The sequence below is a fragment of the Aurantibacter sp. genome (genome assembly GCF_039941195.1).
Classification (GTDB): domain Bacteria; phylum Bacteroidota; class Bacteroidia; order Flavobacteriales; family Flavobacteriaceae; genus Aurantibacter_A.
The window spans coordinates 1-15,768 of the sequence record NZ_JBDVFA010000029.1; the positions used below are offsets into that span (position 1 = coordinate 1).

Annotated in this window: 16 protein-coding genes; 9 read left to right on the top strand and 7 right to left on the bottom strand. The window is 32.4% G+C overall.

What is annotated here, in order from left to right; translation table 11 throughout:
* The 5 genes from ABJF52_RS05390 to ABJF52_RS05410 all read left to right on the top strand — a co-directional run.
* Positions 1-333, top strand: a 333-nt coding sequence (locus ABJF52_RS05390) for a deoxyhypusine synthase family protein (RefSeq protein ID WP_348147398.1), incomplete at its 5' end; no start/stop codon positions are given.
* A gap of 12 nt (positions 334-345) precedes the next feature.
* Positions 346-669 carry a hypothetical protein gene (locus tag ABJF52_RS05395; protein ID WP_348147401.1) on the top strand — a complete coding sequence of 108 codons (324 nt, stop codon included), beginning with the start codon at positions 346-348 and terminating at the stop codon, positions 667-669.
* Positions 670-744: 75 nt separating this feature from the next.
* A complete protein-coding gene (locus ABJF52_RS05400; protein WP_348147404.1) occupies positions 745-2,271 on the top strand; it encodes a bifunctional GNAT family N-acetyltransferase/carbon-nitrogen hydrolase family protein in 1,527 nt (508 codons plus the stop codon).
* Positions 2,272-2,304: 33 nt separating this feature from the next.
* Positions 2,305-3,675, top strand: a complete 1,371-nt coding sequence (gene rimK, locus ABJF52_RS05405) for a 30S ribosomal protein S6--L-glutamate ligase (RefSeq protein ID WP_348147407.1) — start codon at positions 2,305-2,307, stop codon at positions 3,673-3,675.
* Between the two features lie 97 nt (positions 3,676-3,772).
* The gene (locus ABJF52_RS05410) at positions 3,773-4,273 is read left to right on the top strand and encodes a hypothetical protein (RefSeq protein ID WP_348147409.1); all 501 of its coding nucleotides are present in this window, start codon (positions 3,773-3,775) and stop codon (positions 4,271-4,273) included.
* A gap of 80 nt (positions 4,274-4,353) precedes the next feature.
* Here the strand turns inward: ABJF52_RS05410 and ABJF52_RS05415 are convergent, their stop codons facing one another.
* The 4 genes from ABJF52_RS05415 to ABJF52_RS05430 all read right to left on the bottom strand — a co-directional run bounded on the left by ABJF52_RS05415 (position 4,354) and on the right by ABJF52_RS05430 (position 8,758).
* Complete coding sequence (locus ABJF52_RS05415; RefSeq protein ID WP_348147412.1) at positions 4,354-5,055, bottom strand: hypothetical protein; 702 nt, start codon at positions 5,053-5,055, stop codon at positions 4,354-4,356.
* Between the two features lie 136 nt (positions 5,056-5,191).
* Entirely contained in the window at positions 5,192-5,563 is a 372-nt protein-coding gene (locus ABJF52_RS05420) for a hypothetical protein (protein WP_348147415.1), read from the bottom strand.
* 119 nt (positions 5,564-5,682) lie between these two features.
* Positions 5,683-6,486 (bottom strand): NAD(P)H-binding protein, encoded by an 804-nt coding sequence (locus tag ABJF52_RS05425; protein ID WP_348147417.1) that lies wholly within the window; start codon positions 6,484-6,486, stop codon positions 5,683-5,685.
* On the bottom strand, positions 6,479-8,758 hold the full coding sequence (locus ABJF52_RS05430) for a M28 family peptidase (RefSeq protein ID WP_348147420.1): 2,280 nt from the start codon (positions 8,756-8,758) through the stop codon (positions 6,479-6,481). Before ABJF52_RS05430 ends, ABJF52_RS05425 begins: the two co-directional genes overlap by 8 nt.
* A 141-nt stretch (positions 8,759-8,899) precedes the next feature.
* On the opposite strand from ABJF52_RS05430, the gene ABJF52_RS05435 reads away from it, so the two are divergent.
* Positions 8,900-9,364 carry a CBS domain-containing protein gene (locus tag ABJF52_RS05435; RefSeq protein WP_348147423.1) on the top strand — a complete coding sequence of 155 codons (465 nt, stop codon included), beginning with the start codon at positions 8,900-8,902 and terminating at the stop codon, positions 9,362-9,364.
* A gap of 50 nt (positions 9,365-9,414) precedes the next feature.
* On the opposite strand, the gene ABJF52_RS05440 is transcribed toward ABJF52_RS05435, so the two are convergent.
* The gene (locus ABJF52_RS05440; protein ID WP_348147426.1) at positions 9,415-9,765 is read right to left on the bottom strand and encodes a hypothetical protein; all 351 of its coding nucleotides are present in this window, start codon (positions 9,763-9,765) and stop codon (positions 9,415-9,417) included.
* Positions 9,762-10,259 carry a DUF6265 family protein gene (locus ABJF52_RS05445; RefSeq protein ID WP_348147429.1) on the bottom strand — a complete coding sequence of 166 codons (498 nt, stop codon included), beginning with the start codon at positions 10,257-10,259 and terminating at the stop codon, positions 9,762-9,764. Before ABJF52_RS05445 ends, ABJF52_RS05440 begins: the two co-directional genes overlap by 4 nt.
* A 170-nt stretch (positions 10,260-10,429) precedes the next feature.
* Here ABJF52_RS05445 and ABJF52_RS05450 point away from each other — a divergent pair, with 170 nt between their 5' ends.
* The 3 genes from ABJF52_RS05450 (at position 10,430) to ABJF52_RS05460 (ending at position 15,173) form a co-directional block, all read left to right on the top strand.
* On the top strand, positions 10,430-12,040 hold the full coding sequence (locus tag ABJF52_RS05450) for a glycoside hydrolase family 31 protein (RefSeq protein WP_348147432.1): 1,611 nt from the start codon (positions 10,430-10,432) through the stop codon (positions 12,038-12,040).
* Positions 12,041-12,088: 48 nt separating this feature from the next.
* The gene (locus ABJF52_RS05455; RefSeq protein WP_348147435.1) at positions 12,089-12,919 is read left to right on the top strand and encodes an alpha/beta hydrolase; all 831 of its coding nucleotides are present in this window, start codon (positions 12,089-12,091) and stop codon (positions 12,917-12,919) included.
* A 1,075-nt stretch (positions 12,920-13,994) separates the two neighbouring features.
* On the top strand, positions 13,995-15,173 hold the full coding sequence (locus ABJF52_RS05460) for a heparan-alpha-glucosaminide N-acetyltransferase domain-containing protein (protein ID WP_348147438.1): 1,179 nt from the start codon (positions 13,995-13,997) through the stop codon (positions 15,171-15,173).
* A gap of 19 nt (positions 15,174-15,192) precedes the next feature.
* Here the strand turns inward: ABJF52_RS05460 and ABJF52_RS05465 are convergent, their stop codons facing one another.
* Positions 15,193-15,765 carry a pentapeptide repeat-containing protein gene (locus ABJF52_RS05465; protein ID WP_348147441.1) on the bottom strand — a complete coding sequence of 191 codons (573 nt, stop codon included), beginning with the start codon at positions 15,763-15,765 and terminating at the stop codon, positions 15,193-15,195.
* Positions 15,766-15,768 lie beyond the last annotated feature (3 nt).

The window sequence follows — 15,768 nt, forward strand, 5'->3', positions numbered from 1 at the left end:
GGTATAGAATATATGACATTCTTGGCCGATTGGTATACGGAAAACTCTGCGAAAGGCATTGGATTCTTTCAAATAGGTGGGGGTATTGCTGGCGATTTTCCTATTTGTGTGGTGCCAATGTTGTATCAAGACATGGAACGAACCGACACTCCTTTTTGGAGCTATTTTTGTCAAATTAGTGACAGTACCACCAGTTACGGTTCGTATTCTGGTGCTGTGCCTAATGAGAAAATAACTTGGGGAAAATTAGATATTAATACCCCAAAATATATAATTGAGAGTGATGCTACTATCGTCGCGCCTTTGATTTTCGCTTACCTTTTAAAAATGTAATTTGATAGAATAATGGACAAACATGCACACCTTAGAAAAGTAATTGTTGATTTCAAAAAATTAACTCCGGAAGTATTAAGGCTTACCGTTGAGAGATATCCTGATGGATATGATGATAGAGATATAATTTCATTTAGAAACGCACATGGCGAGCGTATTGAGGCTGTAGAGGTTTTAACTGAGGACACTAAGTATTTGGTGAAAATCAGCGAAAAACTTGAGTATACGATGGAAAATTATAAACAAAGCGATTATGATGATTTTGAAGATGACGACCCTGAAGCAGTTGTAGCTCCATCTCCAGAAGATATGGTCGACGATGAGGATAACGATTAATAAAAGAATTAATAAGTACAATAAAATTAACCGGGGTTTTCTTTTAGAAAATCCCATTTTTTTATGTCACAAATCATGAAAATAGAAGAAATAGAAAATATTGAATTAAAGTTTTTAGATCTTAATGATTACCAAGAATTGAAATCAGCAATGATTTCAGCTTATACAAATATGCCAGGAGCATACTGGAAGGAAGAACACATAGAATCTTTAATAGAAAAGTTTCCTGAAGGCCAAGTAGTAATAAAAATAAATGGCCAGTTAGCAGGGGTGGCACTTTCGATTATTGTTGATTATGAAGATTTCGACGAGAATCATACATATGAACAAATTACCGGCCATTATTCATTCAATACACATAATAACAATGGTGATGTTTTATATGGAATAGAAGTGTTTATAAAGCCTCAATTTAGGGGTTTACGATTAGGACGAAGATTGTACGACTATCGAAAAGAATTGTGTGAAAAAAGAAATCTTAAAAGTATTGTTTTTGGAGGTAGAATGCCGAATTTTCATAAATATGCAAAGGAGCTAACACCTAAAGAATATATAGCTCAAGTGCGACGAAAAGAGATTCAAGATCCGGTTCTAAATTTTCAGATTAGTAATGATTTTCACCCTGCCAAAGTAATGAAGGGTTATTTGGAGGGAGATGCTGCTTCAAATGATTTTGCCATTTTAATGGAGTGGGATAATATTTATTATCAAAAACCATCGAAAAAGGCCGTTTCTAAAAAAACAATTATTCGTTTGGGTCTTATACAATGGCAGATGAGACCATACAAAGATTTAGAAGAATTATTGCAACAAGCCGAGTATTTTATTGATGCAGTATCTGGATATCGTTCTGATTTTGCGCTATTCCCTGAATTTTTTAATGCGCCTTTAATGGCAAAAGATAATCATTTATCTACACCAGATGCCATTCGAGAATTAGCAAAACATACGCAAGATATAGTACAGAAGTTTTCGGAATTTTCTATTTCTTATAATATCAATATTATTACAGGGAGCATGCCGGAAATGATTGATGGTAGATTATATAATGTCGGTTATCTTTGTCGTAGAGATGGAAGCATGGAGCGCTATGAAAAGTTGCATGTTACACCAGACGAGGCCAAAGTTTGGGGAATGCAGGGCGGAACACAATTGAAGGCTTTTGATACCGATTGTGGAAAAATAGGCATCTTAATTTGTTACGATTCTGAATTTCCAGAATTAAGTCGTTTATTGGCAGATGAAGGTATGGATATACTCTTTATACCTTTTTTGACTGATACGCAAAATGGCTATTCTCGAGTTCGGCATTGTGCCCAAGCACGAGCAATTGAAAATGAATGTTATGTTGCTATTGCTGGGAGCGTAGGGAATCTGCCGAATGTGCAGAACATGGATATTCAGTTTGCTCAAAGTATGGTTTTTACACCATGTGATTTTTCGTTTCCAACAAATGGTATAAAGGCTGAAGCAACGCCAAATACGGAAATGATATTAATTGCAGATGTAGATATCGATTTGTTGCGAGAATTAAATCAGTTTGGTGCAGTAAGAAATTTAAAAGATAGAAGAAAAGATATTTTCGAATTAAGAAAGAAATAGAATTGTCTAAAAAAGACAGTAAAACAACAAATAGTGGAAGATTTAAAGATAATTGGTGGAGAAGAGTGGTGTGTTTTTGATGATTTAGGCGTGCCTGCAATTAAAGCACGGGTAGATTCTGGTGCTAAGACTTCGTCAATTCAAGCAACAAATATTAAGGTTTATAGTAAAGGGGTAGAGGAATGGGTGAAGTTTGAGGTTAGTCCGTTACAAGAAAATAGAAGCATAGCTATTGAATGTGAGGCGCGTTTGGTCGACCGTAGAATGGTTAAAAGTTCCTCTGGTATTTCTGAAGAGCGTTTAGTGGTGCAAACCCCATTAACAATGGGAGGTGAAACTTTTGACGTTGAATTAACCTTGGCGAATCGAGATACAATGGAGTTTCGAATGCTATTAGGTAGAGAAGCTATTAATGCGCGATTCGTTGTTAACCCCGCTTTAAATTATCAAGTACAGTCTTTTTCTGATGAAGAAATAAATAGAAAGTACAAATCCTATTTTAAAGAAAAGTCTGGACTAAAAATAGCCTTATTGGCTAGTAATCCTAATTTGTACAGTAATAAAAGAATAATTGAGGCAGCCGAAGCTCGGGGGCATGAAATTGTGTTTTTGAATGTAGAATTGGCATATATGAAATTAGATGCCCAAGCTCCTGAAATACGATATCGAGGTGGAAATATTTTAGCAGGATTTGATGCAATTATTCCCCGTATTAAACCTTCAGTAACTTTTTATGGTTGTGCATTAATAAGGCAATTTGATAATCTGGGTGCTTATTGTCAGAATTCGGCCGAGGCAATTACCCAATCTCGAGATAAACTTTTTGCTTCTCAATTGTTTTCTAAAAATGATATTCATATACCAATTACGGGTTTTGCAAAATCTCCAATGGATACAAAAGACCTTATAAAAATGGTAAATGGAGCTCCTTTAATAATTAAGCTATTGGAGAGTACTCAGGGTAAAGGAGTTGTACTAGCAGAAACCAATAAAGCTGCGGAGAGTGTAATTAATGCCTTCAAGAGTGTAAACACAAATATTTTGGTTCAAGAATTTATTAAGGAAGCTAATGGTCAAGATATTCGCTGTTTTGTTGTTAATAATAAAGTGGTTGCTTCCATGCAACGTCAAGCACAAAAAGGTGAATTTCGAGCAAATATTCACCAAGGAGGTAAAGCTTCAACAATAAAAATAACAGCGGAGGAGAAAAAATTAGCTTTAAAAGCAGCTAAAGTATTGAATTTAGCTGTTGCGGGTGTAGATATAATTCGATCTAATAAAGGGCCACTGTTATTGGAGGTAAATTCGTCTCCTGGTTTAGAAGGCATAGAAAATGCCACTGGTAAAGATATCGCCAATGCTATGATTATGGCAATTGAAAAGAAATTGAAATTTACCATATAAGAGTGAAGTTTATTTTTTTGCGAAAAGTGGTGCGATTATAGCGTCGTCTTTTTTAAAATCAATAATTGGCACCATCTAAAATTTGTAACTTAGCTTCATGCATAAATTTCTAATACTAACGCTCGTTTTTATATTCTTTGTTTCTTGTAAAAATAATAAGAAAGACCAGTCTTTAAATCAATCGACAGAAGTAAATTTTAATATTGAAGAATGGCCAAAAAAGCTAAATGTTAATGCCAAAGCTGCTGATATTTTAAATAAGTGGCTCGAATATCAAGAGCTTGAGAGCACTTTTGCAAGTATTTATAACATTGATAATGCCGAAGATTTGTCTTTAATTATTGAAGATTTAATTGAGAAACAAAAAGCAATGGCCGAATCTACTTATCCTTTGGAGTTTGATACGCCGCATATAAAAAGTAGACAATTAATGCTTAAAACGTATATTTTAAAAACAAAAAGTAGTTTAGAATATCGTATAGATTTTGAACCACCTGTTATAGAAATGATTGATGCATTTAATGCTTTACGAAATCAGTTTAATGTAATTTTAAATAGTAAAATAGATATTGATTTAATTCAAGGAGACACTAATTGAAAATCGCCTTAAAATTAAATTGTAGTTAATAAAAAAAGCGCCAACCTAAGTTGACGCTTTTTTAATAGGATATGTTGTAATTACTCCTCTTTTGGAGCTGCTTCAGCTTCGTTTTTTCTTGACTCAAGAGCTTGTTTGCTTAAACTAGCCAAATTAAAATTAGGGTCTAGTTTTAAAGCTTCATCGATAGTTGCAATTGCAGTATCAATATTTTTGTCTTGGTTAAATTGGGCCAGCGCCTTTAGATGTGTAAATGCTGCTTTTAAAGAAACTTCATAAGGCTGTTGTCTTTCATAAAATGCATATTTCTGATCGTCTTTAACATTCAAAAGGCCAAATTCGATATTTTTTGATGCACCCACACCATCGCCTGTTTGAATTTTTAAATCAGCTAATTCATATGCTAAATAAGCATTAGGTACTCTTTTAAAAAGTACTTCAAATTGTTCTAATGCTCTTTTTGGTTGCCCAAGTGCTTTTAATGAAATGGCCTTTACCTGCACTGCTAAATCAGAATCGGTATCTTGTTTTTCAATACCAATGGTATTTAAAGCCTGTAAATGTTGATTGTCATTAGCATAAATATATGCTAGAGTATCTTTACGAGCTTGTGAAGGAGATAATATATTAAGATGTGTAAGTGCATTAATTACTCCATTCATATCACCTTGTAATCGCATTTCCTTATAAAATGCTTCGTAATGCTTTTGTAATTCGGTATTCGTCTGAGCCGAGCTTGCAAAACCAACTAGAAATACAAGGGCAATTAATAAATTTTTCATTTTGTAAATTTTTGGTGCGCTAAACTATTAAAATTATCTGGGTATATCTGTTATAAAACCTTTAAAATTAGCAAGTAAAAAGGGATGTCATATTTTGACATCCCTTTTACTAATTAAGTTGGTTATTTATTAAATGCTAAGCAATTGTGTAAGTAGCCTCATTATTTTTAAATGACTTTAATAATCGAGCATAAATAGCTAAACTTTTAGAGTCGTTATCTAAACAAGATTTTAAAAATTCATTTAAATTTTTAAATAAAATATTAGCATACAATGTCGGAATTTGTGTATTCACCTTTCTAGGGTCATAAGCATTGTCATCCACAATAATATCCATCTCCACTCTATTACGATGGTAATCAATCGAAACAGATGCCGCATTGTAATGGTTTTTCAAAATTGCAACATGGAGTCTTTCGTATTTACGTCTAACTTTAGCTTTCGTGCTTCCTGTGACAAGATTTTCAATTTCTTTGAGAATCTTTGTCCTTAAACTTGATTTTCTCATGGCAATATGTTTTATAATTATCCAATAAAGTTAGGGGTTAATCGATGTAATACACTATACATTAACAGTCACAGACCTGCTTTTGTTGTGAAATATGGACCTTGTGTTGTGAAAATCGACTATATGGTGGTAGTAAACTTGTATTTTTTAACAAAAATGAGTCTATCTGAGTTTACTATTTTGCCTTTTTTGTAATTATCTTGTTTATAATCAGGAGGTTGTAAATTATTTTTAATAGCTTCAGAATGATAATAATCTCTCTTTTTTGGATGATGAGGATAAACTCCATTAAATAATTCGTTCCACCAATTATTCTTTATTATTTCGGCAATAATACAAATACAATCATTTCTATGAATAAGGTTTATAGCATGATTACCATTTGATAAATTTGACCGACCAGAGAGCATATTTATAGGGTGTCTATTGCCACCAATTAATCCTCCAAAGCGCAGAATTGTAGTTTGAAATTGCCTATTATCTGTAAATATATTTTCAGCACTTAACATTTGTCTTCCCGATTCTGTAGCTGGTTCTGGTTCTGTTTCTTCAGAAACCTCACCTTCAACAGCACCATAAACTGCTGTACTGCTAATAAAAAGAATTTTTTGAACCGACGATTGTGCAATAGCTTGATGGAGCAATTGCATTTTTTTTACATAGTTTTCCTTCTTTATACCTCTTAATTTTGGAGGAACATTAATAACTACAATTTCGGTGTCTTTTAGAAATTCAACTATATCGCCTTCTAATTGTTCTTCAGTGATGACTATTTTAAAAGCATTGATTCCAACTTCTTTTAATGAATGTAATTTGTCAGCTGAGGTAGTACTTCCATTTATGGAATATCCTTTTTCTATAAGGTTTTTAGCTAATGGAAGTCCGAGCCAACCACAACCAATTAATGCAATAGTTTTATTCAAAAGTTATCTTTTTAATCGTTAGAATAGCATCGTTTAATACAAACGGCATTGGTATATTATTATTTGGGCGTGGGGGTACAGTAAAATCTGGATGATTTAATAAATCATTTGAAGCTTCATAAAGTGTTAAGGTTAGGGCTTGGTCTTTTGGAATTTTTATTTGAAGCTCAGTAAATTCATTATTAGTTATGTAATGGGTTAGTAATCTACCTTCTTCTTTAGCGCCAAGTTGCGAATCTCTAAGTTCTATTCCATTTATTATTACCTGGTTTAAAACAATTTTATTCGTAAAAACCTCTAATCTATTAACTTTTCGCTGAGGGGTTATACACAAATTGAGAATACGTTCATTTCCAATAATGGTATCAAAAGAGGTTTCAACTAAGGGAGGTTTTATGTTTTTTAATGGTGCTTCAGAAATATGGCTAAAACCAGTACTGTATTTACTGCTTAAAGTATTCTTTGATTCTTTAACGGGGTTATTTTTATTGATATAGTTAGCAGTCCAGTCGCTTAACACTTGTTCGTATGTTGCCCAGTTTGCCGTATTCGAATCAACGTCTAGTATATAGGTTAAACTAGTAGGTTTTGCATTTTCTTCCGAAAAATCAGAATTAAAATGCGCTTTTGTTATAAAAAATAGGAATAGTATTGTGCTCATTAAAGCCAGCCTATTTTTCTTTTTATAAAAACCAATAAGTGGTATTAGAAGAATAAAATTTAGTACTGTTAACACTGTAGTTCCTACCATTAATTTTAGTCCTAAACCAACAGGTAGTAATGCGATAAAAGGTGAAAATATCCATAGTGCAGGTATAGCTAAGAAAACTAATAAAAACGGATTTGGTTTTTTTTGATTGATAAGGACCATAAACGCGGCCAAAGCTGCAAAAACGGGAATAATAAAGTAAACACCTCCTTTAAGGTAATAGGACAATGCTCCACAAATACATAACCAAATAAAAAGTGGGGCTACTAATAGGTTTTTAGGATCTATTTTTTTGAATCGATGATAGGAATAAAAGCAAATGGCGAGGGATAAAAATATGAAGGCATTAATATATGCTTTTCCATTATAGGTGAAACCATGTAATATATCTTGATATTCGGGGTACAACCATTTTAAAAAGGACCAAGAGAAATAGCCCACAATTCCGGTTACTATTAAAGAAATAAGCGTTGGCATAAAGCCTATTGCGATTTGTTTTACGTTTAGTTTGTTGTTTTTTAAACCATAAATCAGTAAACCGATAAAAATAGAAACCGCTAGGGCGAACATCGGCCATATCCATGAAAAAGGGTAGGTTACCATTTTAAAAATAGGAACGTTAAAATAGACTAGGTCACTATCGTCTTTAAGGTTATTGAGATCTGTACTCGAAAAATGTTTTAACAATGGCATCAAATATGCTCCTTGGTGTTTCAAAGTATTTCTATCCAACCGATCATAATTATCACGTACGGTATGGTAGTCAAAATGGTCATCGATAAAGGCAAAATTAAAACCATCGATATCACCATCTTCACGAAAAACGGTTAAATCTGTATCATTCGGAAGCATTTTATAGATACTGTACATTAATGAATTTGCAACCGGAAAATCCGGATTAGCTCGCGTAAATTCTTTCATTAGTTTGGAATTACCCTTATTTGTCTCTAAAAGCATATAGCTCGCACCTCCGCTACCCCGTGCTTCAAAATTTAAAACTAAACCAGTTTCTTTAGCCCATTGGTGGTTATTTACATATAAATCTGCACCATTTAAACCGAGTTCTTCTGCATCCGTAATTAAAATGATTATGTCATTTTTTGGAGTTTTACCACTGGCTAAAAAAGCACGAATACCCTCTAATATTGTTGCAACACCACTCCCGGCATCACTTGCACCTAGCGATGAATGGGGACTACTATCATAATGAGTCATTAGAAGTAATGCTTTACCGTTTTCAGCGCCTTTAATTCGTGCTAAAACATTTATAGCTTTGCTATAATTTGCCCAATCACCAGCTGTGTAACCTTCTTGAAGTTGTGTTTCAAGACCTAATTTTTCCAGTTCTTTAATAATATATTCTCTTACTTCTGTATGTCCTTCGAAACCAACGCCATGTGGTTTTTGAGAAATGTTCTTAACATGTTGTAATGCCCTATTTGTAGAGAATTCTGATAGATTAGGTTGCTCATTTTCGTTGTATTTTGGCATTTCGGCGTCGAAGCACCAGTATACTGCTATTGCGATTAGTAGCAGTGTTAAAAAGCTTTGAAATGGTTTCATTTATTTATGAGATATTCGATAAAAGTATGAAATTCTTAAAGTTTTGATTGTTTCATCCGATTTTTTTGGCAAAATCATCAATAAAGAGTATATTTAAGATTAACCTTAACCGACCAATATTTACTTAAAAAGATTAAAATTATGGGAATAAAGAGTTTTAGAGGAGCCCGGAAAGAGACTAAGAAGGAGTTTGATGCCCCTATTTTGGTTACAGATTATATGACAAAAAAGTTAGTTTCTTTTAGTCCCAAACAGTCTATTCTCGAAGTAATGGAGTTATTTACCAAATACAATATTTCTGGTGGACCAGTATTGGATGATAATGGATTTTTGGTAGGTATTATTTCTGAAGCTGATTGTATGAAACAAATTTCTGAAAGCCGATATTTTAATATGCCAATTTTAGATAAAAGTGTTGAAAATTATATGACTAAAAATGTGGAGACCATTCCACATGAAATGAGCATATTCGATGCTGCGAGTGTATTTGTAAAACATAACCGAAGAAGATTACCGGTTATGAAAGACGGATTGTTAGTCGGACAAATTTCTAGAAAAGATATTGTTATTGCAGCATTAAAGCTTAGTGGGCATAACTATAAGTAATTAAAAGAAAATTTTTAGAGTAATAAAGCTTTCAATTATGAGAGCTTTTTTTATTCCCTTTTAACAATCATATAATAATCGTTGTCTAGGGGTAAATAACCTAAATTGTAAATGAAATAGTAGGTCGTACCTTTTTTAGTAGTATATAGGTTGGTGAAATAATCAAAGTCAAAATTCTTATCCAATAAACTATTTTTCGTAGTTCTCGTTTTACCATCTTTTAAAGTATAACTATCGAGAATTTTATAATTACGTCGCAGTCTATTATTAATATTACGAATGAGGTTTTTACTATCTGAATTAAATTTATTGTGATATGCATTTCTGCATCCATCGGAACAATATTTCTTATCGACCCGGCCCATAAGTTCTGCACCACATTCTAGACATTTTTTCTTCAAAACTCAGCTCTTTTGTAATTAAAGATTACTTCTTCAACTGCTCCATTTTTTTGATGTATTAACCCATAGATATTAATTTCATTTGAATTTACTTTTTCAAAAGTAAAACCGTCAAAATAAAGTCTGTTATCCGCTACTTTAATTAATTTAAATTGTTGTACTTCATTTTTCTCTTCCCAACCTTTTAAATTTCCGTGAAAATGTTTCAATTCAAAAACTAGTGTTTTCTCTACTTCACGAATATGTCCTAATTCGTAAAATTGAACTTTGCCCTCTACAACCAATTTAAATGAAAACATCATAGAACCACCTAAGGCCGGGCTCCATATTTCTTCGGTAATACCACCAAAAGCTTCTCCTTTCCAATGTCCTTCTATCCAAGAAATTTCTGAGAGATTTGAATTTGGAGACTGATCTCCTTCTTTAAAGGATAACGTGTTTTGTGCGTTAATTGAGATGCTAAAAAGAAAGAAGAGTATACAGATATTTTTCATTTTATGAATCTTGTACGTACAAGGTACGAAATATCCGTTTGCACACGGATTTATGGGTTTTATCATCACTTTTTTAAAGGTAATTGTAAATTAATGGATTTAAGTTGTAAGGGGTTTTACCTATGCTTACTTTTAGTTTTCAATTAATTTTTAAAATTCAAAAACCAAAAATGAGAAAAGTATTTTTACTAACATTTGTTATAACGACAATGTTAAAAGTCTATGCTCAAGACAAGGTAGAGGTTGAGGTTCTTCCTGGTGAATTTTGGTGGGGAGGTCTCAGTGCCATTGGTCATAATACACCGTACGACGTTAGCACTAAAGTAAGTCATAATCTCTGGGGTGATAATAAAGGGAATCAGGCACAACCCTTATTGTTGTCAAGTAAGGGTAGATATGTTTGGAGTGAATCTCCAATAGAATATTCTTTTGAAAGTGGGAAATTAGAGGTAACTACAAAAGCAGATAAAATAGAATTTGGGTCAGCAGGTAAGAATTTAAGAGATGCATACGATTATTCGGTTGAAAATTATTTTCCGCCTAACGGAAAAATACCAGATGACTTATTGTTTACAAAGCCACAGTACAACACTTGGATAGAACTTACCTACAATCAAAATGAAGTAGATATTTTAAATTATGCGCAAGCAATTATAGACCAGGGTTACCCTCCAGGAGTATTAATGATTGATGATAATTGGCAAGAAAGTTATGGCACATGGGAATTTTCTTCAAGAAGATTTACAGATCCAAAAGGTATGATGAATAGGCTGCACGATATGGGTTTTAAGGTTATGTTGTGGGTTTGTCCATTTATAAGTGCCGACACGGAGAATTTTAGATATTTAGCCAAAGAAGGAATGTTATTGCTTGATGGTGATAAAACAAAAGAAGTACTTTGGGCGAATACTAAAAATAAAGCTGCCATTATTCGATGGTGGAATGGCGCAAGTGCTTGCTTAGATTTGAGCAATCCAAAGGCTCAAAATTGGTTTGAAGAAAGACTTAAGTATTTAATGGATGAGTATGGTGTAGACGGTTTTAAATTTGATGCTGGCGATTCTGATTTTTATACAGGAGATATTGTTTCTTTTGTTCCTGATACTAACCCTAATGATCATACTACATATTTCGCGAAATTAGGATTACAATTTCCTTTAAATGAATATAGAGCATCATGGAAAATGGCTGGCTTGCCCTTAGCACAACGATTACGAGATAAAAATCATAATTGGAATGACCTTGCAAAACTTATTCCAGATTTAATGTCTCAAAGTATTATGGGGTATGCATATACTTGTCCTGATATGATTGGTGGGGGAGAATACCAGTCATTTGAAAATAATACTACTATAGATGAGGAATTGGTAGTGCGATCTGCCCAGGTACATTCGTTAATGCCTATGATGCAATTCTCGGTGGCACCTTGGAGAGTTTTGTCAAAAGAGAATAATAAACTGTGCTTAGAAGCTGCGATGTTACACGCAAAAATGGGCAATTTGTTTTTGAAATTGGCAAAAAATGCTTCAAAAACGGGTGAGCCAATAGTAAAACCAATGGTTTTAGCATATCCAAATGGCGGGTTTGAAACTATAAAAGACCAATTTATGCTAGGAGATACTATATTGGTTACACCAGTAATTGAAAAAGGGCAACGAAAACGAAAAGTTATATTGCCGAAAGGTAAATGGGTTGCAGAAAATGGTAACATGTTTAAAGGTGGTCGCACAATTGAGATTGAAGTTCCTTTGAGTCGTTTACCTTATTTTACTAAAAAATAAATAGATTTTTTTTGAGAGGGTGCCAAAATAAATGTCAAAATTTTAAATATGAATTCAATTAAATCTATTTCTACTTTATTAATTACCCTTTTAATTTGGTCTATAAATTATGAATTGAATGCTCAGAAAAATAATGTAAGATATCTGCATACCGTATTTGATCACATTGAGATTGAAAAGGACCTAATTTATGGTGAGGCGGTAAACTTCCAAGGAGAAAAGCAATCGTTGGCTCTTGATATTTATACGCCTAAAAATGATCACATTAAAAATCGGCCAGTAATAGTTTGGTTGCACGGCGGTGGTTTTAGATATGGTAATGATAAATCACAGTCTTATATAGTTGAGATGGCTAGTCGATTTGCTAAGAAAGGTTATGTTTGTTTGTCTTTGGATTATCGAGTTCGGAAAAGCCCTAAAACTGATATGGCTGGCACACTTTCAGATGCCATTGAAGACGCAAATAAAGGCCTCAATTGGCTAAGAGCTAATGGAGATTCTTTAAATGTAGATATATCTAAAATTATCATCGGTGGAGGTTCGGCTGGAGGTATTCTCGGAAGTCCTTTGGTTTTTAATAATACCAATAAGGAAGAAAATACTAGAGGAATTATTGGATTTATTAATTTATGGGGAACCCCTGATGAGAAATGGAGTAAACTAGATGTCGATAAAAATGATCCACCCACTATTATCGTTCATGGAAGCGAAGATCAATCTGTTTCTTATGACAATTCAGTTTTACTAATTGATAGCTTAAAAGCTAATAATATAAAGAATGAGCTTGTAACTTATAAAGGAGCAGGGCATACTCCTGTAAAATATATGGATGAGTTTGAAGTAAAAATTGCAAAATTTCTATACGATATTATTAATTAGTTTTCATTTGTACAAAATTTTAATCTTCTACTAAATCATGGCCTTAAATTAGTTTTAGAGAGCCTTAGTTTTAATTCGTATTATAGAATAGTTAGGCGAAAGAGGTCTCTAGTATTCTTCTCTCATTTTATTGCCATTACTTTTTTTGTCAGCCAAAACTAATATTAAATAATAGTTTCAAAAATTATTTTACTAATCAATCTATAGGTGTTAATTACATAAAACACTTGAAATCAGTATTTTAAATATAGTTTGATACTTTTTAATAAATATTGAATGTTAAATAATTTATAAAATAGTACCTTTTTATACATAGTACTGTAACAAAATGAAACATCTCTCGTCTATCTAGTATAAACAAATTATAAACAACAAATAATATCAATATTAAAAACAAGAAATTATGAAAGCAACGAGCAGCAGAACAGCAACAGAATCAAAAACAGGACAATACTTTTCATCTTTTGGGAATAGTAAAAGAGCGCAATGGGCGCAGTACAGAAATTTCAATCGCTAATCACGATTTTATAAACAACAAAGACCAATAATTTAAAATCAAAAAACATGAAAGCATCAATCACAAGAACAGCAACAGAATCTAGAAGTGGACAATATTTCTCAACTTTTAGTAATAGTAGAAGAGCTCAATGGGCATCTTACCGAAACTTTAACCGCTAATCACGGTATATAATAGCACATCAATCATTAATTATACATCATGAAAATTTTTATCAATCAATCGCCAATAGAGTCTAGAGAGTTTGCTTTCTACAATCAATTAAAAAACAACAAAAAAATCCGCTGGGTAGAATCGAGACAATTTCTTAACTAAGATTTCAGCAATAATAAATTAAAAAGGGATAGGCTTTAATTAATGCCTATCCCTTTTTTTGCAAATTATTGCTATTTTAAAAAATACCATTTATAGCGATAATCGGCATCTTATACAGTATTGTGGACACTGCATAATATATTTGTTTTTCTCCTCTTTATTTAGGTTACTTTAATTCTTAAGTTATGGTTAATTTTTGTTTAACTAAGCTATAAAAGAGTAAAAAATTAGAGCGTTAGTACTATGGTTAATACATCCAGTAGCAGAATTAAATCTATAGATATGTTACGTGGCCTAGTGATGATAATAATGGCTTTAGACCATGTTCGAGATTATTTTCATTTTGATGCTTATCTATTTGATCCTACTGATTTAACACAAACAAATGGAGCCTTATTTTTTACACGATTTATTACGCATTATTGTGCACCCGTATTTGTGTTTTTGGCTGGTACTTCTGCTTTTTTTGTAGGTCAAAGAAGAGGTTTGAAAGCTTTGTCTGTTTGGTTGCTAAAAAGAGGTTTGTGGCTTATATTTTTGGAGCTAACGATTATTAAATTTGGATGGCTTTTTAAGTTTGATTTGGGTTATAGTTTGCTTCAGGTTATTTGGATTTTAGGGTTGGCTATGATAATTCTTGCAGGATTAATTCATCTACCCAAAAAATCGGTTATTATAGTTTCTGTTCTAATGATAGTAGGGCATAATGCTTTTGATTCTTTTGTGCCAACAGGTATTTTTAATTCTGGAGTTTGGACTTTTCTACATGAGTTTAAATTGTTAACCTATGGCGATATTCAAATTTTTGTGGCCTATCCAATTATTCCATGGGTGTTTGTAATGCCTTTGGGGTATTATTTTGGAGCATTATATAAAACAACATTTAATAGAAAAATAAGGTCAAAAATATTGTTGCAATGTGGTATGGGTCTTATTGTTACCTTTTTCATACTTCGAATTATGAATCTGTATGGAGATCCATATGAATGGGAACCGCAAGATTCTTGGAGTTATACACTAATATCTTTTTTTAATATTTCAAAGTATCCACCTTCATTATTATTTTTATTAATTACCCTAGGGCCATCAATAATAGTGCTTGCTCTTGCAGAAAAATGGAAGGGTTGGCTTTATGATAAATTAGTTATTATTGGTCGAGTACCAATGTTCTTTTACATTATTCATATTTACGTTATTCATTTGTTGGCGCTCATTGCAGTAGTGATAACTGGGTTTGACGCATCTAATATGTACATTGATTTATGGGTTACTATGCAAAATGGTTTACGAGGGTACGGTTTTAATTTGGGTGTAGTGTATATAATCTGGATTGTCTTAGTAATCGGTCTTTATCCAATTTGTTCTTGGTATAATACTTATAAAACCAACAATAGAGATAAGTGGTGGTTAAGTTATTTCTAAATTCTTGAAATTGACACTTTTACTTCACCACAATATCATATTTGCGAAGCAAACCAATTAATTCATCTTTAGCAAAAACTGCTTTTTTAATGCGATTAATTTCAGGGTTAATATTAAAATTTAAAGTTGATAGAAAATTGGCTTTTTCAATATTTGTTTGTTGAAAAATAGCTCCTTCTAAATTACTATTATCAAAATTTGCTTCTATTAGTTTAGCTTCTGTGAAATCGACTTGACACATTTTGCAATCAATAAATTGCTGTCGGTTTAAACTAAGTGCGTAAAAAGATGAGAAATCCAAGTTGCAATCTAAAAATGAAAATGCCATCAAGAAATCATTACATTCTTCAAATTTAAGTCCAATCATTTTACAATGTGAAAAAGTAATTTCATTAAAAGTGGTATTTGTGATATTGGCATTACTTAGATTACAATCAATAAATTCACATTCCATAAAATTTTGATTGTCTAAATAGCTGCCTTCAAAATTACAACCTTCAAAAATGCAATTTTCATATTGACTCTTCGCTAATGCTAATTTCGAATAATCTTCATTTTTAAAGGTTTTGTCAACAATAAAAGGCTTTTTCATTAC

Coding starts and splice junctions, on each gene's coding strand:
- ABJF52_RS05395 (WP_348147401.1), top strand. CDS start 346: ATGGACAAACATGCACACCTTAGAAAAGTAATTGTTGATTTCAAAAAA.
- ABJF52_RS05400 (WP_348147404.1), top strand. CDS start 745: ATGAAAATAGAAGAAATAGAAAATATTGAATTAAAGTTTTTAGATCTT.
- ABJF52_RS05410 (WP_348147409.1), top strand. CDS start 3,773: ATGCATAAATTTCTAATACTAACGCTCGTTTTTATATTCTTTGTTTCT.
- ABJF52_RS05415 (WP_348147412.1), bottom strand. CDS start 5,055: ATGAAAAATTTATTAATTGCCCTTGTATTTCTAGTTGGTTTTGCAAGC.
- ABJF52_RS05420 (WP_348147415.1), bottom strand. CDS start 5,563: ATGAGAAAATCAAGTTTAAGGACAAAGATTCTCAAAGAAATTGAAAAT.
- ABJF52_RS05430 (WP_348147420.1), bottom strand. CDS start 8,758: ATGAAACCATTTCAAAGCTTTTTAACACTGCTACTAATCGCAATAGCA.
- ABJF52_RS05435 (WP_348147423.1), top strand. CDS start 8,900: ATGGGAATAAAGAGTTTTAGAGGAGCCCGGAAAGAGACTAAGAAGGAG.
- ABJF52_RS05445 (WP_348147429.1), bottom strand. CDS start 10,259: ATGAAAAATATCTGTATACTCTTCTTTCTTTTTAGCATCTCAATTAAC.
- ABJF52_RS05450 (WP_348147432.1), top strand. CDS start 10,430: ATGAGAAAAGTATTTTTACTAACATTTGTTATAACGACAATGTTAAAA.
- ABJF52_RS05455 (WP_348147435.1), top strand. CDS start 12,089: ATGAATTCAATTAAATCTATTTCTACTTTATTAATTACCCTTTTAATT.
- ABJF52_RS05460 (WP_348147438.1), top strand. CDS start 13,995: ATGGTTAATACATCCAGTAGCAGAATTAAATCTATAGATATGTTACGT.
- ABJF52_RS05465 (WP_348147441.1), bottom strand. CDS start 15,765: ATGAAAAAGCCTTTTATTGTTGACAAAACCTTTAAAAATGAAGATTAT.